This window comes from Photobacterium indicum (assembly GCF_003026215.1).
Taxonomy (GTDB): Bacteria; Pseudomonadota; Gammaproteobacteria; order Enterobacterales; family Vibrionaceae; genus Photobacterium; species Photobacterium indicum.
Map to the genome: position 1 here is coordinate 185,509 of NZ_PYOC01000005.1, position 24,829 is coordinate 210,337.

General features: G+C 40.8%; 22 protein-coding genes. 11 read left to right on the forward strand and 11 right to left on the reverse strand.

The window, feature by feature from the left end; genetic code table 11:
* Positions 1 to 6 precede the first annotated feature (6 nt).
* The 7 genes from darH (at position 7) to C9J47_RS15425 (ending at position 6,422) form a co-directional block, all read left to right on the forward strand.
* A complete protein-coding gene (darH, locus tag C9J47_RS15395; RefSeq protein ID WP_107254298.1) occupies positions 7 to 1,008 on the forward strand; it encodes a BtrH-related acyltransferase DarH in 1,002 nt (333 codons plus the stop codon).
* Entirely contained in the window at positions 1,008 to 1,931 is a 924-nt protein-coding gene (locus C9J47_RS15400; protein ID WP_107254299.1) for an ABC transporter ATP-binding protein, read from the forward strand. Before darH ends, C9J47_RS15400 begins: the two co-directional genes overlap by 1 nt.
* Positions 1,924 to 3,111 carry an ABC transporter permease gene (locus tag C9J47_RS15405; RefSeq protein WP_107254300.1) on the forward strand — a complete coding sequence of 396 codons (1,188 nt, stop codon included), beginning with the start codon at positions 1,924 to 1,926 and terminating at the stop codon, positions 3,109 to 3,111. Before C9J47_RS15400 ends, C9J47_RS15405 begins: the two co-directional genes overlap by 8 nt.
* Complete coding sequence (locus C9J47_RS15410) at positions 3,108 to 3,377, forward strand: acyl carrier protein (RefSeq protein WP_107254301.1); 270 nt, start codon at positions 3,108 to 3,110, stop codon at positions 3,375 to 3,377. The genes C9J47_RS15405 and C9J47_RS15410 overlap by 4 nt, the downstream gene beginning before the upstream one ends.
* A 5-nt stretch (positions 3,378 to 3,382) precedes the next feature.
* Positions 3,383 to 4,525 carry a beta-ketoacyl synthase N-terminal-like domain-containing protein gene (locus tag C9J47_RS15415; RefSeq protein WP_107254302.1) on the forward strand — a complete coding sequence of 381 codons (1,143 nt, stop codon included), beginning with the start codon at positions 3,383 to 3,385 and terminating at the stop codon, positions 4,523 to 4,525.
* A complete protein-coding gene (locus C9J47_RS15420) occupies positions 4,522 to 5,415 on the forward strand; it encodes a hypothetical protein (RefSeq protein ID WP_107254303.1) in 894 nt (297 codons plus the stop codon). Before C9J47_RS15415 ends, C9J47_RS15420 begins: the two co-directional genes overlap by 4 nt.
* A gap of 443 nt (positions 5,416 to 5,858) precedes the next feature.
* Positions 5,859 to 6,422, forward strand: coding sequence for a NifB/NifX family molybdenum-iron cluster-binding protein (locus C9J47_RS15425; RefSeq protein ID WP_170107519.1), 564 nt, complete (start codon positions 5,859 to 5,861; stop codon positions 6,420 to 6,422).
* Positions 6,423 to 6,613: 191 nt separating this feature from the next.
* Here the strand turns inward: C9J47_RS15425 and C9J47_RS15430 are convergent, their stop codons facing one another.
* The 4 genes from C9J47_RS15430 to C9J47_RS15445 form a co-directional block, all read right to left on the reverse strand.
* Positions 6,614 to 7,501: a homocysteine S-methyltransferase family protein gene (locus C9J47_RS15430; protein ID WP_107254305.1), complete on the reverse strand. Its 888-nt coding sequence runs from the start codon at positions 7,499 to 7,501 to the stop codon at positions 6,614 to 6,616.
* Between the two features lie 109 nt (positions 7,502 to 7,610).
* Positions 7,611 to 8,708, reverse strand: coding sequence for a protein kinase family protein (locus tag C9J47_RS15435; RefSeq protein WP_107254306.1), 1,098 nt, complete (start codon positions 8,706 to 8,708; stop codon positions 7,611 to 7,613).
* A 284-nt stretch (positions 8,709 to 8,992) separates the two neighbouring features.
* The gene (adeD, locus tag C9J47_RS15440) at positions 8,993 to 10,768 is read right to left on the reverse strand and encodes an adenine deaminase (protein ID WP_107254307.1); all 1,776 of its coding nucleotides are present in this window, start codon (positions 10,766 to 10,768) and stop codon (positions 8,993 to 8,995) included.
* Positions 10,769 to 10,782: 14 nt separating this feature from the next.
* Entirely contained in the window at positions 10,783 to 12,171 is a 1,389-nt protein-coding gene (locus tag C9J47_RS15445) for an NCS2 family permease (RefSeq protein WP_107254308.1), read from the reverse strand.
* A gap of 474 nt (positions 12,172 to 12,645) precedes the next feature.
* Between C9J47_RS15445 and C9J47_RS15450 the strand changes: the two genes are divergently transcribed.
* A complete protein-coding gene (locus tag C9J47_RS15450; protein WP_107254309.1) occupies positions 12,646 to 13,290 on the forward strand; it encodes a TetR/AcrR family transcriptional regulator in 645 nt (214 codons plus the stop codon).
* Between the two features lie 106 nt (positions 13,291 to 13,396).
* Here C9J47_RS15450 and C9J47_RS15455 read toward each other — a convergent pair whose 3' ends face one another.
* The 3 genes from C9J47_RS15455 to C9J47_RS27135 form a co-directional block, all read right to left on the reverse strand.
* Entirely contained in the window at positions 13,397 to 15,388 is a 1,992-nt protein-coding gene (locus C9J47_RS15455; protein ID WP_107254310.1) for an alkyl/aryl-sulfatase, read from the reverse strand.
* Between the two features lie 302 nt (positions 15,389 to 15,690).
* Positions 15,691 to 15,930, reverse strand: coding sequence for a hypothetical protein (locus C9J47_RS15460; protein ID WP_107254311.1), 240 nt, complete (start codon positions 15,928 to 15,930; stop codon positions 15,691 to 15,693).
* Positions 15,927 to 16,097: a hypothetical protein gene (locus C9J47_RS27135; RefSeq protein ID WP_170107520.1), complete on the reverse strand. Its 171-nt coding sequence runs from the start codon at positions 16,095 to 16,097 to the stop codon at positions 15,927 to 15,929. The genes C9J47_RS15460 and C9J47_RS27135 overlap by 4 nt, the downstream gene beginning before the upstream one ends.
* A 781-nt stretch (positions 16,098 to 16,878) precedes the next feature.
* On the opposite strand from C9J47_RS27135, the gene C9J47_RS15465 reads away from it, so the two are divergent.
* Positions 16,879 to 17,244 carry a TraR/DksA family transcriptional regulator gene (locus C9J47_RS15465; RefSeq protein WP_107254312.1) on the forward strand — a complete coding sequence of 122 codons (366 nt, stop codon included), beginning with the start codon at positions 16,879 to 16,881 and terminating at the stop codon, positions 17,242 to 17,244.
* Positions 17,245 to 17,604: 360 nt separating this feature from the next.
* Here the strand turns inward: C9J47_RS15465 and C9J47_RS15470 are convergent, their stop codons facing one another.
* A complete protein-coding gene (locus C9J47_RS15470) occupies positions 17,605 to 18,375 on the reverse strand; it encodes an isochorismatase family protein (protein ID WP_107254423.1) in 771 nt (256 codons plus the stop codon).
* A 590-nt stretch (positions 18,376 to 18,965) separates the two neighbouring features.
* Here C9J47_RS15470 and C9J47_RS15475 point away from each other — a divergent pair.
* Complete coding sequence (locus C9J47_RS15475) at positions 18,966 to 20,297, forward strand: ferredoxin reductase family protein (RefSeq protein ID WP_107254313.1); 1,332 nt, start codon at positions 18,966 to 18,968, stop codon at positions 20,295 to 20,297.
* Positions 20,298 to 20,497: 200 nt separating this feature from the next.
* The gene (locus C9J47_RS15480; RefSeq protein ID WP_107254314.1) at positions 20,498 to 20,872 is read left to right on the forward strand and encodes a hypothetical protein; all 375 of its coding nucleotides are present in this window, start codon (positions 20,498 to 20,500) and stop codon (positions 20,870 to 20,872) included.
* A 410-nt stretch (positions 20,873 to 21,282) separates the two neighbouring features.
* On the opposite strand, the gene C9J47_RS15485 is transcribed toward C9J47_RS15480, so the two are convergent.
* The 3 genes from C9J47_RS15485 to C9J47_RS15495 form a co-directional block, all read right to left on the reverse strand.
* Positions 21,283 to 23,193 carry a PhoX family protein gene (locus tag C9J47_RS15485; protein WP_107254424.1) on the reverse strand — a complete coding sequence of 637 codons (1,911 nt, stop codon included), beginning with the start codon at positions 23,191 to 23,193 and terminating at the stop codon, positions 21,283 to 21,285.
* A gap of 268 nt (positions 23,194 to 23,461) precedes the next feature.
* The gene (locus C9J47_RS15490) at positions 23,462 to 24,046 is read right to left on the reverse strand and encodes an HvfX family Cu-binding RiPP maturation protein (protein ID WP_107254315.1); all 585 of its coding nucleotides are present in this window, start codon (positions 24,044 to 24,046) and stop codon (positions 23,462 to 23,464) included.
* Positions 24,043 to 24,828 (reverse strand): HvfC/BufC family peptide modification chaperone, encoded by a 786-nt coding sequence (locus C9J47_RS15495; protein WP_107254316.1) that lies wholly within the window; start codon positions 24,826 to 24,828, stop codon positions 24,043 to 24,045. Before C9J47_RS15495 ends, C9J47_RS15490 begins: the two co-directional genes overlap by 4 nt.
* Between the last annotated feature and the right edge of the window lies 1 nt (position 24,829).

The window sequence follows — 24,829 nt, forward strand, 5'->3', positions numbered from 1 at the left end:
GTGCTCATGACCAATAATACCCAGTTTAAACACCAGCATTACGCCCATTGTGAAAGTGGTGTAATGTCTTCTATGTTAACTCATTATGGGCTGCCATTATCAGAGCCGATGGTGTTTGGTTTATCGAGCGCGTTAGTGTTTGCTTATCTCCCTTTTGTAAAAATAAGTGGTATGCCATTAATTGCTTACCGCTCGATGCCTAAATCGATAATGAAAGGGTTACAAAAAAATATTGGTTTGAAAATAAAATTAGAAAAATTTTCTAAACCAGAACAAGGCACAAAGCGGTTAGATGAGTTACTTGAACAAGGTAAAATTGTTGGCGCTCAAACGTCGGTATTTTGGTTGCCTTATTTCCCTGAAGAGATGCGCTTTCATTTTAATGCCCATAATTTGATTGTGGTGGGTAAAAAGCATGGGACGTATAAGATCAGTGATCCCGTGTTTGAGCACATTGTTGAAGCAGAAGAGAAAGCGCTGCAAAAAGCCCGTTTCGTTAAAGGCGTTATGGCACCAAAAGGGTCGCTGTATTATCCAACGTACATTCCAGAGAGCATTGATTACTCTACAGTGATAGAGAAAAGCATTAAGAAAACCGCGAAAACCATGTTGAAGACCCCAGTTCCGATTGCTGGCTTAAAAGGGATGCACTTTCTTGCTAAGCATATTCGTCAATTAGAAAATAAAGATGAGCATTATGCCAAATTATTTTTAGGTCATATTATTCGTATGCAAGAAGAAATTGGTACGGGTGGCGCAGGGTTCCGTTATATTTATGCCTCATTTTTACAAGAAGCGTCAGAGCTTATTAATAATGAGAAACTGAAAAAAGCCTCTGTTGAGATGACAGCTATTGGTGATGAGTGGCGTGAATTTGCCTTATTGATAGCAAAAGCCATTCGTCCAAGAAATAAAAAGGCGATTGAATTTGATGTTATTGCCGCAAAACTTGAGTCTGTCGCAGAGCAAGAAAAGCAATTGTATTTGTCGTTAATGCGAGCGTTTTAATGATAAAAATTAGCACGTTAGATAAATGCTACGGTGATAAAAAAGCCCTGAATGGATTATCATTGTCGATCCCTGAAAATTCTATTTATGGCTTGTTAGGCCCTAATGGTGCAGGAAAGACAACGTTGATCTCCATTTTGAATGGTTTGATATCATTTGATTCAGGCGAGGTTTCCTTTTTTGATTTACCGTTGAAAAAGAACCTTAAAACCATACGTGAGCGTTGTTCTTTAATTCCGCAGAGCTTAGCGTTTTATGAGCATCTGACCGTAAAAGAAAATTTACATTTCTTCGCGGGTGTTCAAAAGATCAAAGGGAAAGTACTGCAACAAAATTTGTCGTATGCAGTTGAAACAAATCGACTTTCTGCAATGATGAATCAAAAGTCAGCTACCTTGTCTGGTGGCCAAAAACGTCGATTAAATATTGCGATTGGTTTATTGAATAATCCCGATGTGTTGTTTTTTGATGAGCCTACCGTCGGAATTGATCCTGAATCTCGTAATGAGATATTAGACACGATTAAAGCCTATAAATCGGATAATAAAACCGTTATTTATACGTCGCACTACATGCCTGAGATTGAGAAAATTTGTGACGAAGTTGCCATCATGAATGCAGGTCAGGTTGTGAAACAAGGCTCTATTTCATCAATGGTGAATAATGAAGAAAGCCAACAAGTGATTGTTGAGTTATACCCTCATTCTTCTACACAATGGCACTCAGATATGGCTCAGCTTCAAGGTGTTAAGCTTATTGATGGAACCTCTTTATTGTTAGAGACATCAAACAGCTCACTTGTTGCTCAAGTATTGGCGTTGCTTGAAAGTTCTAATCGTAAAGTGAAGCAGATCCGCTATGGTACGACGACGTTAGAGTCATTGTTTATTAACTTAACGTCTAAAGGTCGATCTGATGTTTAAAGCGATGTTGATGAAAGAGTTCTTATTAGTTGGTAGAGATAAACACGCGTTAGCAGCCTTATTCATTATGCCTGCAGTGTTTATTTTGATCATGTCATTAGCGCTTAAAGATGTGATGAACGAAGATAAATCATTAATGACGTATGCTCTAGTCGATCATGATCAAAGTACGGGCAGTGAAGCATTAATCAACAAGCTATCTAATTTATCGGTATTAACAAAACATGAGTTAAATTCTAATGATTTCCGCTCTCCTGAAGAGGAAGGGGTGCAGTTTATTATCGATATCCCTGAAGGTTTTTATCAAGATAAGTTACCACTCAATATTAGTGTCGCTGCAGATACTTCACCGTCATTACTCACTATTTTTAAAAACCAGATAGCACTCAGTTGGATGGGAAATAAGCTCGACGAAATTAATTCATCGAATCAAGATAGGCTTGCCTTCTTAGACGAACAGAATTTAGGTGAACAGAGCTTAAAGACACCTACCAGTTTTGACGAAGATACCTTGATGAAGGTGCAATACGCCAAATTAGCAGAAGACGAAAAACCGACCTCAACTCAGCAGAGTGTGCCGTCTTGGATCGTCTTTGGTCTGTTTTTTGTCATCATTCCAATGTCGACTATTTTCATTAGTGAACGTAAACAAAATACCTTAATGCGGTTAAGTACCATGAACCTCAGTTTGCCAGTGTTGTTTGGTGGAAAAATCCTTCCTTATATGCTGATAAATCAAGTTCAAGTCTGGCTAATGATTGGGGTTGGCATGTATATCGTCCCTCTATTTGGCGCAGCACCATTAACTATTGGTGGTTCAGTATTAGGGTTGATTTTAGTTTCGTTATCTTTAAGCCTTTCTGCTATTGGATTGTCCATTTTAGTTGCCACAGCAGTGGACAGTATTGAACAAGCAACCACTATTGGTGGCATCATTAATATTTTATTAGGGGCGATTGGCGGTGTCATGGTACCTAAATTTGTGATGCCAGAAGCGATGCAAAGTTTTGCTAATGTCTCCCCAATGTCGTGGGGGTTAGAAGGCTTTTTAGATATATTTTTACGCCGAGGAACGGTAATGGATGTGCTCAATGAATCCATTGCTTTGACCTTATTTGGTGTGGTGTCACTACTGATTGCAAGTGTCATATTTACCTATAAACAAAGGAAAACTTCATGAAAGGCTCTTTAGATACTGAATTCAAATTAAAACTAAAATATATGATCTTAGAAGAGTGCGATAGAGAAGAAATTTCGGCCAGTGAATTGGCAGACGATGTTGAACTATTTTCTGATCAAAGTGAATTAGAATTCGATTCTGTTGACGGGCTGCAAATCTCAATGCTGCTACAGCGCCATTTTAATTTACGCTTGGTTGATCCAAAAGAATTTCGTCGTATCGTAACGACGATTAATAACCTTGCTGACCACCTGCAACCAGAATAGTGACGATGATAACTCTTTTAGGTGGTGATACTTTTAGTGCTCTCGGTGAAATAAAGCAGAGACTACAATCTCTGAGATCAGGGGCTTATCAAACGGTAAATAAATCCGTGCAAGTGTTTGAGCAAACCAAAACCTTACCGTATTACGCGATTCAAAATAAAGGGGATTTTAGTGTTCTTTTTGATCCTATTCCTCACTTAATTACCTTAATTGACCCTATTTTTGAACAACATCAACTTAGTATTGAACAACGAAGTCGTTGTGGTGTTTTTTTAGGTTGTGCAGCAAATGATATTTCTTTAATGGTGCCATTAGGGCAAAGCATTAAAGATGGCTCTCTTCCTCAGCTTGAGCAACAGAGTATTGGTAATGGGCATTATGCTGACGTAATTTCAGCACATTTTGGTTTGAATTCTTTTAGTTTAACTTACAACACTGCCTGTACATCCAGCTCTAATGCGGTGCTCGATGCAGCGACCATGCTAGAAAGTGGTGTAATTGATTATGCACTTGTGATTGGTATAGAAACGTTTGCACCACATTCATTTGAAGGTTTCGTTTCGATGCAGTTATTGGCGCAAGAACAGACTAAACCATTTGATGTTAATCGAGATGGCTTATTACTTGGTGAAGCATTGAGTGCTGTTTTAATGAGTCGTGATGATATTTGTGATTCGGATTGGCATTTTCTAGGTGGAGCGAGCGAGTGTGAAACACACAGCGTAACAGGCGTTAATCCTGATGGTTCTGGGATCAAACGTGTTCTATCTCAAGCGTTGTTAAACAGCCAAGTTAGCGCCTCCGATATTACAGCGGTTAAAGCTCATGGTACTGCTAGTCATTTAAGTGATTTAGCTGAAGTTAACGGAATGAAGCAAGTGTTTAATCAAATGCCCATATTTTTCTCATTAAAGCCTTATATTGGTCATACGTTAGGAAGCTGTGGTGTCAGTGAGTTGGTATTGATGATGAACACTATTGATCATGGTTTTATTCCAGCCACTCCTAATTTTGCAGCTCAAGATAGTGAATTAGAGTGGCAACCGTTGAATGTCACTCACGAGTGTGGGGAAGGATTCTTCTTATTAAACTGTTTTGGTTTTGGCGGTAATAACAATGCGTTGGTGATAGAGAAGGTATCAGCATGATGTATATTCATCGAGTATCTACGCTTAATATAAAACAAAATGAAACGCTTGATATAAAAGCGGAATGTAAGAAGGTTGCGTCTGCCTATATTCGCCGCACCGATCGTTTTATTCAACTTGGTTTATTGGGTGTATCTGGCCTTTTAAAAGTAAGTAGTGGTATTAGCCTCGGTGATATTGATAAAAACACCGCTGTATTTATGGTTTCAGGGCAGGGTAATCTCGCTGTATTTAGTCGTTTATGTCATCAACGTTATGTTGAAGAAGTACCGCCTAAACCTGTTGATTTCATCAATTCACTGAGTAATACCGCCGGCTTTTATATTGCTAAATATTTAGGTTTAGAAAGTAAAAACCTGAATTTAGCTCAACAAGGATTTGTGGTTGAAAATGCGTTGTTATTAGCCGATGCAAGCTTGAGAGCAGGGCAAGAAACACACGTATTGTTAGGTGGTATAGATGAGAAACCAGAGGATAAGACTCTTCCCCATTCTTATTTAAACCTTCCTATTAACCAAGCGATTGGTGAAGGTTCGAATTGGATCTTACTTAGTGCAAAGCAGCAAGATGCACTTGCAAGTATTGAGGTGTCTTCTCAGCAATTTGATAGTACAACAATCGTTGAATATATAAAAAATAAATCAGGAATTACTCACGTAGCATTTGGTCAGAGAATGCCTAAAAATATGTTTGAGCAATTGAGATCACAAATCAATATTCCACTGTTTGATTGTTTTGATCATTATGATTTCTATGAAACAAATATATTATTTGTATTGAATCGTTATATTGAAAAAGAACAGGGTTGTTTGGCTTATATTGATTATTTTAATAATGTTTATAGGGTGGTATTGGTAACTAATACCACTATTCTGGATACGTCAATCTAGATTGGTATATTAGGTTTAGTCATCAAATAACCCCCTTTATTGGAACATCATGCTCGACCAGTGAAAAGACAATTGCGCCTTCGTGGCGCATGGTCGAGAATACCATCTTTTAAATCACCGTATAGGCCAATAAAATTGGTCCCAATTGTAATCGCATTTTTCCTACAGTGACTGCTCTCTTTCCCAATAAGACTTTTTCATAATCCTTTCCTACTAATTTAAAAGACAAATTAACGCACTCTTACTGATTAAAACGACTTATAACGTTGCTATGAATTTTGTAATTAAAACCGCTTGTCAAAACATGATGTGATGCACTTATTGTACAAAAGTTTCTGGCATACGCTACAAACTAGGCGTATAAATAGCATATGCCAATAACAAGGAGCCTCAGGACAAGGCTCTTATCATGTACTACGAAGAAGAAAAAGGAGCAACAACCAATGATTATTGCAATTCCGATGAATGAAGATCGTATCGCCAATCATTTTTCCAAGGCTGACAATTTTTTGTTTATTAATGAACAAGGAGAAGAAGTTAGCCGCCATACCAATCCGATATACAACGCTCATTGTGCTGGTAAAAACGATTTGTTAGAACTGTTTGGCCGCCAACATGCAGATCGTATTGTCGTGCGAAATATAGGTAAGCAAATGTTGGGCAAGCTACTTGCTCACCGATTTACTGTTTTTCAAACCAACTGTGGTCGCCACGACATATTGGATCTCGCCAACCCAGAGGCTGCTGGACTGAATTCTTTAACTGATGCCGAGCAGGGGCGTCCCTCTTCCAATCATAAGGAAAAGAAAAAAGAAAGCGGTTGTCGACATAACAATAAAGGAGCTATTTCAAAGCAAGGGCACTGTTGTCAGCAACGAGCTGATAGTCCTGAGGTACAAGAAAGGCATCATCATAAAGATGGTTACAATGCTCATAGTAGAGGTCGTGGCCGATGTGGACATGGTGAATCGAGAGGCCACCATTGTTGCCGCAATACTCCGGTTTAATTTACTACAGTATTCCTAAGCTCGAAGTCACAATATTCTGGTTCCTTAGTGATTAACCCTTTTTGAACGAAAGTTCTGATCACGGAACCAGTTTTTAGGTCAACATCATGATTAGTCATGTTAAAAACTCAATGTATGGCACTTATCATTCAATCAACAATAAGCATTGCCCCCGTTTTCTTATCCGTCCTTCAGTGCTTTTTCCATTCGGCCAGAGCCTTAATATGGGAAGGGCCAATACCACAACAACCGCCAATTGTAGACGCTCCAAGTTCATACCAACGCTTGGCGTATGCTAAATAATCTTCGGGAGAGAGCTCTCGCATCGATTGCAATGTATCATTAGCTTCATGATCTGTTTTTATCGGCATAAAGTTATTGGCATAAACCCCAATTTCAATATTAGCATCGTACTGTTCAATAACCTCTTTAGCATCTTTGATCGCTTGTTCCATCACTTCAGGAACAGAACAGTTGAAGAATATACCTTTAGCACCAGCAAGGCAGACGATTGCCGTTGCCATTTTAACAGGTTGTCCGGATCTTAGTTTTGCTTCATTTTTGTCATTGTCGTTTAAACTAAATGAGTAATAGCTGTCTTTAGCGGAGTTTTTCAACACAGAATGAATAACGTCAAGTTCCTGCAAGCTGGAAATGGTTTCTGCTATCCAGAGGTCAACATGCGGTTCTTGAGCCTTAATAAGGGTTGTAATGATCTTCTTAGCTTCATCGGCATGAAATAGATCGGGTCGATAGCTACCAAATGGTGGGGGAATAGCCCCTGCGACAAGTACCGAATTATTATTTAAGGCTACAGATTCAGCAATAATTGCAGCCTGACGAGCTAATTTGGCACCATAGGTTTTATAACGTTCTTCGCCAAGATGAAACGGTACACAGGCATAACTGTTGACGATGATAATTTCTGATCCCGCGTCAATAAAGTTCTGGTGGGCTTTACGGACATATTCGGGCGATTCAATCAGCGCCTGTGCACTCCAAAGTGGTTGTGAGAATGGCGCACCAATATCTTGGAGTTCGCGGCCCATTCCACCATCGAGTATGGTTAGTTTTTTCATATTTCCGTTTCTAGATAACTTATTCTTCAGGTTGGTACTAGAGTATCAGACAGGCACCTCTAAGACTATTTAGCCTCATCCCGTTCACTATTACGTCGTTTATCGCCATTTATTTATTCAGCTGAAAGCGTTGGGCATCTACTCGTAATTCCTTGTATTTTGAAATCAGATCGCTTTTGCTTAACGTTTCATCACCAAAGAAAAAGCCGTTCTGTGATTGAATAATCTCATAGTGTTGGTCAATTAAGCTCAATGCTAAATCGGCTTTTTTTAAAGTGTAAGGAGAGCAAGATTGACCGTGTAAATCATCAAGTAGATCGAGTACATTCGAACGGTAACGTTCAACCAGATATAAGGTTTGTAACTCTTCGTCATTTGTTAGTGCATTTTGCCAACGGTGATTAATTGCTTGCTGCCATGCGATTACGTTTGTGTCAGCATTTCGTACAGTAAGCTGGTGTAACTTATACTGGTAGGCTTCTAGGGCGCACTGCTTTTCAAGTTTGTATAAATTGAACAGTACTTCTGTACTCAAATTATTTGTATTTTTTAGTAAAAAATCAAAAAAGAAACGAGTTTCAAAACGTTCGACACCATGAAATAGCGGTGTATCGAGCCCATTGTTATTAAAGTGAATATTAGAATTAAATTGATACATATAACCAAAGTCGAACAGTGTTATCTCGCCTTGGCTATTTAATAAGATATTGCCTGGGCAGAAATCCCATTCGAATAAACCTTGTAGCTCGAGGTTTACGATGGCGGTAAAAATTTGTTGGAATACGTCATGATTCAAAGTGAAAAGGGGCTCACCTTCAATCCATGGAGACAAAATAATACCGTCGTTGAATGACGCAAATTGGGTATCGACTATGTGCGTAAAGCTTTCTGATTCGCGTTGCTTCAGCTTTGTAAGATCACGCCTGCGCTGCACTTCATTTAGAAACGATGTTTGACCGTCAATATTATTGACTAAGCTCACTGCTCTTTTTTGTTTCAACGTCCAGCTTTTTCCATCAATGTGCAGGTGGAAAACAACAGCTGTAAGACCAGAATTGAAAGTTTCGACAACATAACTTGAGTCAGCCGTTGTATTTTTTAGTTGATCTAACGTTATCGATATACCCTCTAACGTACCGACAACAATATTCTCCCCACTGTCGACAAAAGCTTGCTGTGCCTGTTGGCGTTGCTGTTCCAGATTCATTTCTGGCTTCCTTTCCATTGAAATAATACGGCTGGTGAATATATACGGTTGGTGAATATATAAGGGGGGATGCCTTACATACTGTGATAAATGTATTAAATCTCACATTTTATGCGTTAATATCCAAGCTTCTCTAAGTGTTGGAGGCATAAAATAAAATGCCCAACCGAACTGTTAACCATCTTATTTCTCGATATAGCACTTTTTCTGAATATAAGTAAAGTTTATGTATAAGGTCAATCATCAATGACCTTATACAAGATTATGATTTTTTTAAGGTTGATTTAAATGGTTAGTGACGGTTCAAGCCGAAGATCGATAAGTTTAAACTGGTCTACATCGAAAAGACCTTTTACCGTCATTTTCAATGATGGAATAACCGGAAGCGCTAAGAAACTCATTTGTACAAATGGTTCTGCAACGGTTATCCCAATTCGTTTGGCTGCATCCTTTAATATCTCGATTTGTCTGGCGATCATTTCTGAGCTTTCCAAACTCATGATCCCGCCCAGCGGTAACATGAGCTCTGCGGTTATCTTGCCGTTTTGCACAACACAATATCCACCGCCTATCCTTAACAGATGGTTGATGGCCTGGGCCATACTTTCTTCATCAACGCCTATGGCAACAATATTATGAGAGTCGTGACCAACGCTGGATGCAATGGCACCATGGTTGAGTTCAAACCCCTTTACTAATCCCATCGCAGGTGGAAGCTGGTGGCCATAGCGTTCAACGATGGCGAGCTTGTTAATGTTTGTTTCGGTAAACTGACATCCATCGAAGCGACAAATCAGGTGATCGGTGATCAGCTCATCTTTCACTATGCTAATCACATTATAATCGCCTGTTTTAAGGTCGATTTTAAGTTCGTCCGCTGTTACTGCCTTATGCCGCATACTTGGCTGCAAGGGAGGGGCAGAGATGGCTAGTTTATCTGAAACCGACGCTGCCAGATTTAACTGATCAACAAATTTACCGCCAATTAATACCTGCTGAATATCGACCTGATGTAAATCAGTCATCAGGTTAAGATCGGCTTTATATCCAGGAGCAATGAGTCCTAACCGGCGCAAACCAAAGTGCTTCGCCGCTGACCAGGAAGCTACACGGTAGGCAAGGTGCGGTTTGATTTTATGATGTTGAATCAGTCTTTTGACTAAATAATTGAGATGCCCCTCTTTCGCAATTTCATGAGGGTTGCGATCATCGGTACATAGCAAACATAACGGTGAGCTATATTCGGTGATTAAAGGGGCTAGGGCATCCAGGTTTTTGGCGACAGATCCCTCACGTATGATCACCGCCATTCCTTTGGTGAGCTTTTCTTTGCCTTCACGGTAACTCACCGTTTCATGGCAATTTTGAATACCGCTGGCGACATAACCAGACAGCTCAAGACCACTCAATAACGGGCAGTGCCCATCTAGATTGAGTTCACTGAATGCTGCCAGCTTGTCTAACATGGCTGGGTGGCCATTAAGCACTGAGGGATAATCCATTACCTCGGCTAAACCCAGCACGTGCGGATGGTCGAGGTAGGCTTTCATTTCATCCAGGGTAAAATCACTGCCATTGATATCAAGTCCTGGTACCGCAGGAACACAAGAGCTCACCTGCACAAACATGTTCTGGTGTGTCATTTCACTGCAGCGTAAGAACCATTCAAATCCTTCTTTTCCTACTACATTGACTAATTCATGCGGATCACAAACGATGCTGGTGGTACCGAGAGGCAAAGTTGTGCGCTCGAATTCGAAAGGGGTCATGGTTGATGTTTCAACATGCATATGCCCGTCGATAAATCCCGGTACGGCGATTTGTCCCTTGCAATCGACTATGCGTTCGGCCTGTAAGTGCTCGGCTTCTGAACCGAGAGCAACGATGTAGCCCTCATCAATCACAATGGGCCCCGAGTTGATCTCGCCATTAATCAAATCCAGTATCGACAGGTTGGTTAATTTTAGTGAAGCAGTTTGTTCTTTGCGAAGGATAGCCAGTATACGCGTGAGCTGTTCCCGACTCAGTTGCTGGGTATGCTTATGCATTATATTTGACATAAACGAGCTCCTGATTAATGACCATCAATAAAAATAAATTTGATAATAAACAACAGAGCAACAATCGCGACGCCGGGGTGAATTTCACGCCAGCGGTTTGTACCTGCTTTCATTACGCAGTAAGTAATAAAGCCTGTTGCAATACCTTCAGTGATTGAAAAACTAAACGGCATCATGACGGTAGTAATAAAGGCGGGAGCGGCTTCTGTCATATCGTTCCAGTCAATTTGTGCTAACCCGGAAGACATCAATATACCGACGTAAATCAGGGCACCAGCAACCGCGTAGCCTGGCACCATAGCAGCCAATGGAGAAAAGAAAATAACGATGATAAATAACAGGCCTGCGACAATGGCAGTTAAACCAGTTCGGCCACCAACGGCAACACCAGCGGAACTTTCAATATAGGCTGTTACTGTTGATGTTCCCATGTAAGCACCAGCAACAGAGGTCAGTGAATCTGCCATCAAGGCTTGTTTCATTCGGGGAAAACGGCCTCTATTATCCGTGATTCCGCATTTCTCGGTGACACCGATCATGGTGCCAGAGCTGTCAAACAAACTTACTAAAGCAAAGGAGAAAATAACGCCAGCAAGGGCAAAATCTAACGAACCGGCAAGATCGGCCTGGCCAAAGGTACTCTCAATACTTGGCGGCATTGCCATAATGCCTGTGTATTCTACATCGCCCATGAGGGCCGCAATTGAAGTGACGACAACAATAGAGATAAGCACTGCGGCATGAATACCACGGGAAGCCAAAATAACGATAATAAAGAAGCCAAGTGCACCTAAAACACACTGTAGCGAGCTCAAATCACCAATGGTGATCATTGTTGCCGGACTTGCGACGACAATCCCGGCGTTGCTCAAGCCGACTAGCGCAATAAGCAGGCCGATACCACTTGGAATACTGATACGTAAGCAGCTTGGAATATTGGTTAATATCCATGACCGAATACCGAAAGCGGACATCAGGGCAAAGCATATTGCTCCCCAGAAAATTGTTCCCATACCGACCTGCCAGCTTATCCCCATGCCGACCACAACAGAGAAGGCAAAAAAGGCATTCAGTCCCATCGCTGGTGCTAACGCAATAGGAAGGTTGGCAATAAGCCCCATGCCAATACAGCCCATGGCACTGATTAAACAAGTGACAACAAAAACGCCACTCGGGTCCATCCCGGCGGCAGAAAGTATTTGCGGGTTAACAAACACAATGTACACCATCGTCATGAAGGTGGTGATACCTGCAATTATTTCGGTGGATAGGGTGGTGTTATGAGCTGATAGCTTAAAATGGCGTTCAATAAAACCCTGTCTGGGATCTGGTTGAGAGTTGGTCAATGAATCTGTAGAGCCCTCATTGACGGGAGTACTATTGTCACTGCTTGGCATGGTCATAAACAATTCCTTGTCGTCTTTCATCTAACAGGTGGGCACACTGATTAAGCAGTTTATTTCTGAATGTGTTACATCATTGACCGATGCTTTGTCTTAATTGAAGACAATCCAATCAATCGTGAAATAAACTGAGTTAATTTTTTCGCGAAGATTTATTTATGACAAATAATCGCGCTATTCATAACTATTTTCAGGTGCTGACGATTTATAATTTCTATGGGGCGTTAAATACTCGAATACATTCTAGGGAATTTATCGATGAAATAGGCATGACGCTGCTCTCACTTTGTGGACTTTATTATTCCGCATAAAGGCTTATTTGATGAATTCATCAATGACCAAATTGATTTAAATCAAAAGCTGTTTAGGAAGAGATAACAGAATATGAGAAAGTTGAACTAGGCAGAGGTTTATGGTTGTTGGTTAATGTTTAATCAAAGTAGTGTCTTGATTACGGAAGATTATTAGACGTTTATGATAGATTCAGTAAAACCTCGTGGGCGACCTAAACAAGAAGCAGAGCAGTTTTGCAGCCACCAAGCTATTCTTGACGTTGCCCGAAGTCTGTTTATGAAGCATTCATACAGTAAGGTAACAACGCGGAAGATCGCACAGGAGGCAGGTGTTGATGTCGCGTTAATTGGCTATTATTTTGGAAATAAAGGCCAGCTTTATAAAGCGGTGTTTGATGATATTTATAAACCTTTTTTTCAAAAGCTGAATCAACTTGAGAAAGCCTCATCAAACAGAAATACGATTGAAGATCTTTTCATGACAATTTTTAATTTGGATGTCGAATATCCTGAGCTGTTAGGCATTATTTATAAAACGCTGGTACTTAATGATGGTCCGAGAAGAAGTTATATTGATAAATCAATTTTGTCATATACCGATGATTTCCATATTAAGATTTTCTCTGCCTTGCAACAAAAAGGCTTTATAGAACCAGAGCTGGATGTCATTTTGCTAAAAGACAGTTTTAATGCTTTAGTGATGATGCCTTTTTTCTTCTACCCGTTAAAAAAGGAAGGCAGCTCAGAGGAAGAAACCATTCAGTATTGTGAGAAACTGTACAGGCAAAATATCCGGTTGTTCCTGCACGGGTGCGCCATAAATTAAGTATCTGGTATTTATAAGCATCGTTCTGCTGATAATAAAAAACGGACAGTCCTTTAGGTTACAATTAACACCTAAAAAGGAATGTCCGCTTACTTTTTTTATAAGGTTATTTTTTTAGTAACGGCAAAATTTCAAAAGACGAATCAAAATGGTCTAAATTAGAAATGATTTCCTGCAATAAATTCTGATTCCCTTTGATACTCGCTCTCCCAGATTTGAATAATTCATCTGGAGATATTTCACCTACTAACACACTAGAAAGGTCTTTTTTAGTAATATATAACGTCGAACCAGCCGTTTTTACCGCTTCTTTAGTCTGTACCGTTGTCATATTACCGTTAGAAATTTCCGTGTAATAATATTCCTTCACATCTTTATGTACGGTATTAAATGATAAGTTAAGTCCTGCCTCAATCGCCTTCGGCGCATTAAAGCGAACTGCCATCATATCTAAAACACCTTCAGTTGGAGCTGCAGCAATAACATCAGCGGAGTTGAAAGCAATTGGTGGCTTAGTTTTACTTGTACGCAGTTCATTAGCACCTTGCAGGTAGCTATTACGCCACGCCATTGTTTCTGCTTGATAACCTTGTTGCTCAAAACTATCAGCTAAGGCACCTCGGTATTGGATGTTAGTCGGCTCACATTGCACTAAGTCATTAAATAACTGTGATGATTCTTGATATAATCCTTTTTCAAAAAATTTCATGCCCGCTTTATAAACCGCTTGTGCACCAGATATTTCAACATAAACACATGATTTATCCTGTGTGAGCAGCGGATTAACATTAACAGGGTTGGCATCGAAATAACCTAAATATAAGTTCACAACCGCGCGCGCATTATGTGAATACGAGCCGTGATAACCATTTGTATACCACTTGTTGAATAATGCATCTGGCACCATAGCTTCAATTTTACGGCCGATATCATTAATCGTTGTACCGTTGTTCGCTAAACGCATTGATTGATTATGTATAAAACCATAATTATCACGTTGAAAAGTTAGGTACTCATTAATCTCATCAGTTTCCCATACCGGCGCAGAGTGAGACGACGTTAATGCTTCAATACGATCGCCATACGCTAATTTCATTTCTGTTAAGTACTTAGTCCATTGCAATGCATCGCGGGTCTTGGCACCACGGAAAGTATAAATGTTATGCATACCATGGAAGGTTAATTCACCTGTAAATAACGTTTTGTATTGCTCTACCCAGGTAATAATTTCTACAGGGGCTTCTGCTTCAGGTACATTAGTAAACTCAAAAACCACGCCATCAATGGTATGCCTTTCAACTTTATCAACAATCTCAAGATTTGGTGTGATTAAGGTGATGCCACCTTCATGGCCATGGGTTAATCCTATGGCGTTATCAACTTGACCGTAGATATTTTTAGGAAGATTTGAACCATATTGATAATCAGAACGACGAGACATCGCATTGCCTGCAATCATATTCTCATCCGAAACTGCTTCCACAAACCCTTCAGGAGCAATGATTTTAATGTCTTTTGCGAAATCTTCACTTAATCCCTTAACCCCTCCGAAATGATCACCGTGGGCATGTGAATACACAACTGCATGTATAGTGTGTGGTTTCGGTAAATGTTTCTTAGCAAATTCCCAGCCTAGACGCATCGTTTCATCAAGCAATCCTTGATCATTAACCACATATCCGGTTTTTGTACGGAAAAAAGTAACATTAGAAATTTCATGACCACGTAACTGATAAACCCCATCAACAACTTTATAAAGCCCTTGTGCCTGATAGTTCATTTTCGCTTGACGAAAAATAGATGGGTTTACAGAATCGGGATGATCTTTCTCATCAACACCTTTTAAAAAATCATGGAAAGGCTCTCTGATTTGACCAGCCTTATTATCACCAAAAGCGGCAATTAAACCACGCTCTTGTTCCTCAAAAGCTTTTCTATCACTATAAGGCAGATGCTTAGCGGCTTCTTTATTCGCCTTAATGGTATGCTCACTTGCAGGTTTAAAAGTAAAAATTTCTTCTGCAAAAGCAATGTTTGGATTGATTACGGCCAAGGTAATGCCAGTCACAATAGGTAATAAATTAATAGTTTTCTTCATGAATCATCACCCTTAATAGGTATAAGATAAGCCGCCAATGCTAGTCATTTAGCAGATCATGTTTTCACGTTTCATTCATCAAAACTGAATATATATTTTAATGATGACTCAGGATTATCATGTTATCAAATTGTAAATTATACATGTCGATATTAATCTGTATTGAAGTTATATATTCAACGGGCGCTTAGGTTGGCTATGATGCCCACACTGTTTCGCATCTGGATACATGTGTGGATAAAAGCTCCGTTAAAACGAGGCTCATAATTTTGACCTTGATAGTCGCAGGGAAGTGAGCGCAATTAGTTAACATTGTCTTTTTGGGCTTTCTCCAGTAAGGTTTTAATCTCTTTAAGTTCCTTCTCCATATGCTCTGCTCTCACACTGCTATGGTAGGCCATCATGATCAGTTTTACTGAGACTAAAAATACTCCAGCTTCTAAAAATAGAGCATGAGTGAAACCAGTGGTAAACAGGGCTAATGTAAATAATATAAAGGTAATAACAATGACCAGTAGGGAGTTATTATCAAAGTGTTTCATGTAGCCTCCTTAGCAAGCATATTGGGCGATAAAGGGTATTCGTCACAGGTAAATACGACGGTGAGTTTAGCTTGGTTATTCATCGCTAACATTGCTGTTTGAAATAGCATGCTACGGTTATCGGATTCAGGTTGGTAAAGACATAAAATATTGTTTGCTCGCCACATAATCATCTCCTTGAAAACTAGATAAGTTAACATCGCAATGCCTATTGGTAGTGGCTAATGTTACGTTTGTGCTGTTTATTTTACGGGTTTGGGCTAATTGTTAAATATAGCCCTGTATAGATAAATACATTAATTATATTTATGTATTTAGTGTAATCAGCTCAGAATTTGTTGGATATGCTTGACCACTTGTTGGTAGCGCAGCTTATATTGCACATCACTACAACATCGCCTTTATGATGATAAATGGCGGTTGCTCCGTTACTGAGTTGTGTTGTTTGAAGTCATTAATGGGTGGAATGCTTTGTAAGCGTGAAGAACAGGCTTTCCAGCCTCATTATGAGCTATTGTTTGATTCTGATACGGGTGCAGTGAAAACAAGCCAGTATTGTGAGAACTAGTTTATGAGGGCACTAAAAGGTGTCGCGATAGCGGGCAAAGCGATTATCACCCGCTTACATGAACGGTGCATAGTGTTTCAGGTGCCATGCGCTCCTTAACTTGGAGTTCTGTGAATAAGTGTCTAGATCATTGGTGTTTTTATGTTGAAACGCTGTACTAAGACAAGGCTGTGAAATCAGTGATATAGGACTATGATTTATTGGAATACTCTATTGCAAGGAAATTAGAATGACTATAGGAGAAGCTGAATGGATGCAGACGTAGAGTATTCCACCCGCTACTGAAGATATCTGGATGCCAGAATCACGTGATATTATCCAGTACCTTCAGGCCAACTACATGGGTTAGCGTTTTTCTTGATTTTACGATGGAGTGGAATATGGAGTATCACGCACATCCAGATTCAGAGTTGTCTGATGAACAGCTTTCTCAACTAGTAAACACCCTCACACAAAAACAAAATAGCCTCACCCAACAGAATGAAGAATTGCAGCGCCTTATTACCCAAAAGCAGGACTGCTCAATCTTAGATTTTGCGGATGCGGCGAGGTTGAAAGATGAGAGTCTACGCGCAGCAATCCTATTCGATAAGAACCAAGAACTCCTACAGCAGATAGCTAGAGCATTTGTGATGTTGAAAAATGGACGTTACGGAGTCAGTACGGTAACGGGAGAGTCCATTCCCATTGAGAGACTTCTGATAGTACCGTGGACAAGCACTTGTATTGAGGATATTAGTACGTGATATACCGCTGACTATCAGTCACATTAATTATACCCAAGCGACCTCAAGATGCAGGATTCAGAGTGATCTCAGCGTATTTAATTCAAGGAAAATGTGTGCAGGAATGGCATTCCCTTTAAAACACATTTGACACAGAAGTAGATACGCTGAATCACTCCCGAAGGGCGAGTTTTGTTGGGCTCTATGCGGTGTTACTTATTTTCAACGTAGAATGACTAGGTCTATAAATAAGTGCCTTGCCTAGAGCCCAACCAATTCTCGCTGAAACGAGCATCTTGAGGTAACTTGGGTATATATGCCCCTCTGAACGCATAATGCCACTGGCTCTTAAACAAGTGGCATTATGATAATAGCGTTGCGTTACAGCTCTTTGTTTATCTGTACCAATACTTCTTCTGTGGTTCTAACACCGTTCGCGATCATACGAACATTGGTCATTGCCGCTGCATAACCATCCATACCAGGCAACTGTGCAGCCGCTGTTGCATCTTTCACAACTAATACCTCAAAGCCTTGCTCCATAAATTCTCTTAAATGGGATTCTGTACAGAGATTTGCAGACATCCCAGCCAGAATTATTTTACTCACGTTGCGTTTACGTAGCTGAAGGACAGTGTCGTTCGTGTCTGGGCCATACACTTTATGAGGGTTCGCCACTGCAGTTTTTCCGTTATTGATGTATTTTTTGTATTGCGGCATAAAGTCTGGACCCGTGCTGGGTTTAAAGCCTGCTTGATCAAGGCGCTCATCACTTTCAAACATCTTTATTCCGTGCATCGCATGCTCTAGTGCACCACCATGCTTAAAGGTCAAATCTTGCGGAGCGTAAAAGTGAGGAGAGATCACAAGAAGTATGTCTTTCTCGCCCGCAATTTTCATTAGTTTCTCAATGTTTTCAACTGTGCCATTCTTAGTAACGCTTTTCCCTACTAACGCCCACGCCACACCATCGGGAGATAGAAAGTCAATTTGTGGATCTGTAATGACGATAGCTGTTTGGCCTTTGACAAAAACCACACCAGGGTCAGGAAGCCCGTCTCCGCCTTTCTTCGCCCCGTCAGCAGCGTGGGCTGCTACTCCGGAAAAAAATAGTGCGGTACATGAAGATATTAAAATAATGAGATTTTTCATATTCATAACATTCAACTCCAACTTTAAGTGACACTTGGGTAACTATATACTTGCAATGTTATCGTTTACGTTTAAACACAAGTAAAATAAAGATAGGTATAAAGGGTATTTTGTCAAGACACTAACCCTGTTCCAGTAAGGCTGGATATTTTATTAAACGGCATAATGAAGCTTCACTAAGTTTAGATGATGTGGCGTTTTCTGATTACCTTGAACCGTTGGTGTTGATTGCGATGAATACTGAGTTACGCGAGGTGAGCTGTTGAACTTTGCTTGGGCTGACATTTCTTTTCAGGTCGATACTTAACGGTTCGTGCTAGAAATGCTAAATCGAAAGAAGAGCGAATCGTCCCCCTTAATAACGAAGTGTTTTCGACGTTGGAAGGTTGGCGACAACAAAATCTAGATTCCCTCTATATATATGAGGGAAAAACAGGGTTGCCATTATCAGCTAACTTATTTTTGCTCCTTTTCGTGTTAGCCCGTATAAAAGTGGCAACTGTGAATCTTTGCATAGATATACGCATATTGACGTCGCTTTACATCAGGAGAGTTAAAGTAAGGTTGTCGTCTAATATGAGCATGAAATAATGAAAACAGCCCGCAATATTATTTGGGCAATGATTGCCACAATGTCAGCCTTTTGGTTTGCGATGGAACCGCAATTCTTCACTTCAAACAACATATTTGAATGGCGCTCCGCCATGATTCAATACTCAGGTATTTTGTCTCTGATGTTAATGTCCATCACCATGATATTAGCGATGCGTCTACCCGTGGTTGAGCACTGGCTCAACGGTATGGATAAAGCTTATCGCGTGCACAAATGGCTTGGTATCGGTGGGGTCGCGCTAGGTGTCGCACACTGGTTGTGGTACCAAATCCCCAAATGGTTGGTTATGTCAGGCGTATTGGCGAGACCTGCCCACCATGACGGTTCTGGGCCAGCAGGAAACTTGTCTGGTTGGGAGATGTGGGTCAATGGGTTACGCGAGTTTGCTCAGAGTATCGGGGAATGGGGTTTCTATTTGCTATTCGTATTGCTCGTGGTGTCGCTGTGGGCAGCGGTGAAATATAAACCGTTCAAATTGTCACACCGCCTTATGTCGATCGCGTATTTACTTATTGTTGTTCACTCTGTATTACTTCTCAAACGTGCTTATTGGGGGGAACCCATTTACTACCTGACTTTGGCATTTGCTTTTGTCGGATCCATTGCTGCGCTCTACAGTTTGTTCGGTTTAGTGGGACGTCGTAACCGCCATTCTGCTGTTGTTGCGTTAACTCGTTACTTCCCACAAGCTGAGACAATGGAATTGGTGTTAAAGCCGAATGCTTCTTGGCGAGGGCATAAAGCAGGGCAGTTTGCGTACTTACGTTTTGGTGATGAAGAACCGCATCCATTTACCATTGTCTCGGGCAGTGAAGACTCAGAATTACGTTTCTTGATCAAAGAGTTGGGTGATTTTACCGCTGGGTTATACGAGCGAGTGAAAATTGGTGATGCGGTAACAGTGGAAGGGCCATATGGTCGCCTTGAATTCGACCTTAGCAAACCACAAATTTGGATTGCTGGTGGTGTTGGTATCGCTTCGTTTTTTGCTGCATTAGAAGCGCTCAAAGGAGAAGCGAGCCATCCTCGAGTGGATTTGTTTTATTGTAGTCGTGGTGTTGATGACAATTTGGTTGATGAGTTGTGGTCTCTTGCACATCAAGCAGGAGTGAGATTGAGCGTGATAGATACCATGCATTCACCTCGATTAAATACAGAGCGAATCGCGAGCCAATGCGGTGATTTAAATGATTATGAGTTCTACTTTTGCGGGCCAAGCGTGTTCTCAAAAACGCTGAAAAAAGAGCTAGGTGTATACCAGTTTAATATTGAACAGAGTTATCATGAAGAGTTATTTGTGATGCGCTAAAAGAAATGGAGGAGCTGTAAAATTAGCTCCTCTTTTTAAATATGATCTGCTCTATCAAAACTGAACATCGAGTTAAGCAACTTTGCTATACCTGAGTTCATTCCATCCCCAGTAATCCACTCTTCAATGTCTATCGAGATAGTATTTTGCTAGAAAACGCGCATAATCTTGCTATACAACAATCAAAGAAGAAATTATCTATGACTGATTTTCAATATTACTTTCATCAACTTCCTTGTTTTAACTGTAAAAAAACCACAGTAAGCACTGATCTTGGTTGGTTAACGGCTGCGATGAAGGATGATGTTCTAGCGCAAGTGGCTGCGATTATCGCGCAAGGCAACGTTGAGCCAGATCTTTCGGTGAACGTAACTTGTACTAAAGATGAAGCGCGTGATTACTTATTGCTGAATTTCTACGGTTACTCAGAAGAAGAACTAGCGAATCAAGTTGAAGCGGAAGATGAGCAAGAAGTAGCAGATGAAATAGCAGAGCTACTGGCAGAAGGTAACGATGCAGCAGTCTTCGAACACGAAATCGCACTACAAAGTTGTACTGATTGCGACATTGATTAAGAGTCAAAACAAACGTAATCATTAAACTTAAACATGTTCATCATATATAACATTCTATTTAAGGCGTTAGCAGAGTAGAGTTTGCTAACGCATTTTCCGTTTCTGCTGTTTTTAGTTAAGCACAATTCAAGGGGGCAGGTATTGCTTTTTGGTGGTGGGGTAATCAACTCAAGCTATCATAAAACGACGGTAAAGTGTATTGGCTTGAACCTATCATATTGTTTGGGCTTAATAAGACTTCAAAGTAGGACTATAGTTTGCTACATATATGCTACACAGGATTCAGAAATGCAAAAGGCTGAAGTGATTACCAACCGCTTCGGCCTTTTTATATATGACTTGAACAGACATCCAATAGCATTGAGTCACTGGACGTTTTAGACTGCATTACAATGAATGGCAGCTAACGATTAGCTGCCAATTACGCTTCCGTCTTTCTTAGTGATCATCACAATAGATGAACGGGGTGTGCTGTTACCGCCATCTGGCCAATGTGAAGGTTCTAGTTCTTCACCTGGGTGCTGAATACCGATAAACATTGTTTTGTAATCAGGGCTGAACGTAAGACCCGTTACTTCACATGCGATGGGGCCTGTCATAAAGCGGCGAATTTCACCGGTTTTAGGGTCACCACAAAACATGGAGTTATTACCCATACCTGCATAATCACCCTTGTTTGAATATTTACCGTCAGTTTGAATCCATAAACGGCCAGTCGCATCAAAGCCTAAACCGTCTGGGCTGTTGAACATATTCTCGTTATTAATGTTCACGCTGCCCGCATACAAGGTGCCTTGATGTACTTCAGGGTTTCCTGCTATTACATACAGATCCCATGCAAATGAAGGGTGGGCATGATCATCGTTTACTTGACGCCAGCGTAAGATTTGACCGTAGCTATTAGCTGCGCGAGGGTTAGGGCCACCAACAGGCTGTCCTTCTTTAACACCGCGATTTTTGTTATTGGTAAGAGTACAGAATACGTATTCTTGATTGGGATGAACGGCGATCCATTCAGGGCGGTCCATTGTTGTTGCGCCAACCTGCGTTGCTGCTAGACGCGTATATAAGTGGATGTATTCTTGGTTTGGAAAGCCATTCTCTTTCGTTAAACCATTCTTACCGTGTGTAAGAGCGATCCATTGGCCTGTACCTCCAATTTTACCTTCCTCTGTACTGAATTTTGCGACGTAAATAGTGCCTTCTTCAAGCAGTTTACGATTTTCTACATCGTTACCTTCAATATATTTGTTTTTAGAAACAAAGCGGTATAAATGTTCACCACGCTCATCATCACCCATATAAGCAACGATATGACCGTCTTTGTTGACAACAATGGCGACATTTTCGTGCTTAAAACGACCCATCGCTGTGCGCTTCATTGGCGTTGACGTAGGATCCATCGGGTCGATTTCTACAACCCAGCCATGACGGTTCGCTTCATTCGGATTTTTCGCTATATCAAAACGATCATCATGCTGGAACCAGTGATAGCCTGAGTCTTCTTCATTTACACCGTAACGTTTTTGTTCTTTGTTTACCTTAACCGCATTCTTTGAGCCAAAGTAACCATTAAAGTTTTCTTCACACGTTAGGTAAGTACCCCAAGGGGTAAAGCCATTTGCACAGTTGCCGAACGTGCCTAATGCTTTTTTACCCGCTTTGTCTGCTGCAGTTTTGACGTCTGGATGCCCTGCAACAAGGCCGGTGATTTCCATTTCAGTATTGGCGGTAATACGGCGGTTATATTTTGAATCTATAACCAGTTCCCAGTTGTTATCGTCAGTGCGTTTTACTTCGAAAATCGAGATGCCATGAGCTGCTTGTGATTTTTTCACATCATCTGCAGTCATTTTGTTGCCCTGGTGCGAGAATAAGTACTCGTTGTTGCAGTACTCATTGTTTACCGCAAATACACCATGATCATCTGAAAGAGGGAAGAAAGTCATACCATCGGTGTTATCACCAAATTGCACTTCTTGGTGCGATGACGGTGCATTACCTGTTGGGTCGAATTGAGGTGCAGTAGGGAACAACCCGTCTCCCCAGCGAATAAGTACTTTAGCATTGTAGCCATCAGGCACAACAACGGTATCATCAGTGCTTACTGGTACAGCATTAAAGCCCATTAGTTTACTGTTTGCTTGCACATTACTTGCTAATGTAGAAACTGGCATTCCCGCCATAAATGCACCCGCAGTCATAACAGATGCTGCACCCATAAAACGACGACGTGACATGCTGGCATCAATCATTGTCGTTAATTGTGATGCTTCATTTCGTGGTTCAATATCGTTTTCACGGCGTTCAAATGGGCTCATTCGGGTTGTCATTGACTTCATCCTGTGTCGTATAAGTATTGTTATGCGCACATTTGACACTTGTTTTATGACGGCTGCTTTACTGTTTTGTTACGATATTGTGAAGTGTAATTTTGTGTATCTCTTTATTTTTAATATTAATTTATGATGTTTATATGTAATTAAAAAGCCAGCTAGATTTATATTCTTTTCATGAGAAAGAGATAAAAATTAGCTGGCTTTGTAAAATCGTTAACTTATTTAAGGTAAGTTAGACGGTTAACCTTTGTTATTTCTTGATGATTTTTCGTAACCAATAGTCAGCACTCACATATCGACCACCACCGAAGAAGAATAAGACCAGTAGCATTACAAAGTAAGTGATAGAGAATTCCATCCCATTATTCAGTATTACAGGGTCACCTAGTTCTGTGATGTAGTTATATCGTCCTGGAAAGTTTTCAGCTAACCATGTAATGAAGCCCTTAAAACGTATTGCAGATTCCATGTCATTTGACGCTATGGATAACCAGCCGTGGCTCCAGTGCACCATGGCACTCGCGACACTCATCACCACCATCATTGGGATCGAAATTAAACGAGTAAACAGCCCCAGTGCAATACAGATAAGCCCTAGCACTTCTGTTGCAGTCGCAAGGAATGCAAATAGTTCAGGAAAGGGTAGGTTTAACCCCCCCTCTGCTTGTGGCGAAGCAAAGAATGCTACTGTGCCACTGAATCCCATCACTTTTGAGTGAGCACCTTCATAGATAACGGGTAGCAAGAATAGGCGAACTGCCAGTAGAGCTAGAAAGTCGAGGCGTTTACATTTTTCGAAGATGTTGTCGAAAAAAGAGACAATTGTGTGGATCATGAGAGATCTCCTGATAAACATTGGTTGGAAGTTGCAAAGTCTGAATCTACGTTTGAGACTTTGTCGATCCATATAAGGTTTGTATGATTAAAATGCTGAACCCAAGCGCTTACGTCGCGAGCTGGCATATATGTACTAACGGCGTCAGCTAAGGCTTCAAAGGTGATAGCACCGCGCTGGCACAAAGGATCAAGCACTATCCGGTCGCGCATACCCAGCGGTTGTGATAACACTTGATGCCTAGTGTTACGGTAAACGGCATAAGCTTGTGACGGTTCGTTTTCATCAATAAACTGGATTGCATTGTTTTCAACATGAAAAGGTACTTCGATCAGTTGCAGCGTTGGATTTAACTGCAAAGTACAACGAGATAACGATTCAAAAGTGACAGTCTCCGGCTGGTGTTTTACCGGTAATGTGACGATCTCTGGATTGATTTCTGCGTTGAAAAGTACCCATTCATATTCCAAAACACTGACAACCTTTGCTGGCAATGCGTTGCTGTGTGTTTGTAAAAATCGAACAAACTCGGTGGCGATATGATGGAACTCGGGCTCTATAGCCTGGCTTTGTAATAGAAATGTATTAACCCAATGTTCAATGGTTTGCTTTGGCAGTTGTTGACTGAACATCGGAAACGTATGTGTAATCACACTGCGTACATTGTCTCTTACAAATTCATGGTATCGCGTGATACTGCGCGCTTGCTCTATGCTGGTATGACGCACACCATTAGCAAAGGCTTGAGTTAGATCCTGCATATTTTTGGGTGGACGCTGCATA

What these genes read in the sequence shown, in the direction of transcription:
- darH (WP_107254298.1), top strand. Translation starts at nt 7, where the DNA reads ATGACCAATAATACCCAGTTTAAACACCAGCATTACGCCCATTGTGAA.
- C9J47_RS15400 (WP_107254299.1), top strand. Translation starts at nt 1,008, where the DNA reads ATGATAAAAATTAGCACGTTAGATAAATGCTACGGTGATAAAAAAGCC.
- C9J47_RS15405 (WP_107254300.1), top strand. Translation starts at nt 1,924, where the DNA reads ATGTTTAAAGCGATGTTGATGAAAGAGTTCTTATTAGTTGGTAGAGAT.
- C9J47_RS15410 (WP_107254301.1), top strand. Translation starts at nt 3,108, where the DNA reads ATGAAAGGCTCTTTAGATACTGAATTCAAATTAAAACTAAAATATATG.
- C9J47_RS15415 (WP_107254302.1), top strand. Translation starts at nt 3,383, where the DNA reads ATGATAACTCTTTTAGGTGGTGATACTTTTAGTGCTCTCGGTGAAATA.
- C9J47_RS15420 (WP_107254303.1), top strand. Translation starts at nt 4,522, where the DNA reads ATGATGTATATTCATCGAGTATCTACGCTTAATATAAAACAAAATGAA.
- C9J47_RS15425 (WP_170107519.1), top strand. Translation starts at nt 5,859, where the DNA reads ATGATTATTGCAATTCCGATGAATGAAGATCGTATCGCCAATCATTTT.
- C9J47_RS15430 (WP_107254305.1), bottom strand. Translation starts at nt 7,501, where the DNA reads ATGAAAAAACTAACCATACTCGATGGTGGAATGGGCCGCGAACTCCAA.
- C9J47_RS15435 (WP_107254306.1), bottom strand. Translation starts at nt 8,708, where the DNA reads ATGAATCTGGAACAGCAACGCCAACAGGCACAGCAAGCTTTTGTCGAC.
- adeD (WP_107254307.1), bottom strand. Translation starts at nt 10,768, where the DNA reads ATGTCAAATATAATGCATAAGCATACCCAGCAACTGAGTCGGGAACAG.
- C9J47_RS15445 (WP_107254308.1), bottom strand. Translation starts at nt 12,171, where the DNA reads ATGACCATGCCAAGCAGTGACAATAGTACTCCCGTCAATGAGGGCTCT.
- C9J47_RS15450 (WP_107254309.1), top strand. Translation starts at nt 12,646, where the DNA reads ATGATAGATTCAGTAAAACCTCGTGGGCGACCTAAACAAGAAGCAGAG.
- C9J47_RS15455 (WP_107254310.1), bottom strand. Translation starts at nt 15,388, where the DNA reads ATGAAGAAAACTATTAATTTATTACCTATTGTGACTGGCATTACCTTG.
- C9J47_RS15460 (WP_107254311.1), bottom strand. Translation starts at nt 15,930, where the DNA reads ATGAAACACTTTGATAATAACTCCCTACTGGTCATTGTTATTACCTTT.
- C9J47_RS27135 (WP_170107520.1), bottom strand. Translation starts at nt 16,097, where the DNA reads ATGTGGCGAGCAAACAATATTTTATGTCTTTACCAACCTGAATCCGAT.
- C9J47_RS15465 (WP_107254312.1), top strand. Translation starts at nt 16,879, where the DNA reads ATGGAGTATCACGCACATCCAGATTCAGAGTTGTCTGATGAACAGCTT.
- C9J47_RS15470 (WP_107254423.1), bottom strand. Translation starts at nt 18,375, where the DNA reads ATGAAAAATCTCATTATTTTAATATCTTCATGTACCGCACTATTTTTT.
- C9J47_RS15475 (WP_107254313.1), top strand. Translation starts at nt 18,966, where the DNA reads ATGAAAACAGCCCGCAATATTATTTGGGCAATGATTGCCACAATGTCA.
- C9J47_RS15480 (WP_107254314.1), top strand. Translation starts at nt 20,498, where the DNA reads ATGACTGATTTTCAATATTACTTTCATCAACTTCCTTGTTTTAACTGT.
- C9J47_RS15485 (WP_107254424.1), bottom strand. Translation starts at nt 23,193, where the DNA reads ATGAGCCCATTTGAACGCCGTGAAAACGATATTGAACCACGAAATGAA.
- C9J47_RS15490 (WP_107254315.1), bottom strand. Translation starts at nt 24,046, where the DNA reads ATGATCCACACAATTGTCTCTTTTTTCGACAACATCTTCGAAAAATGT.
- C9J47_RS15495 (WP_107254316.1), bottom strand. Translation starts at nt 24,828, where the DNA reads ATGCAGCGTCCACCCAAAAATATGCAGGATCTAACTCAAGCCTTTGCT.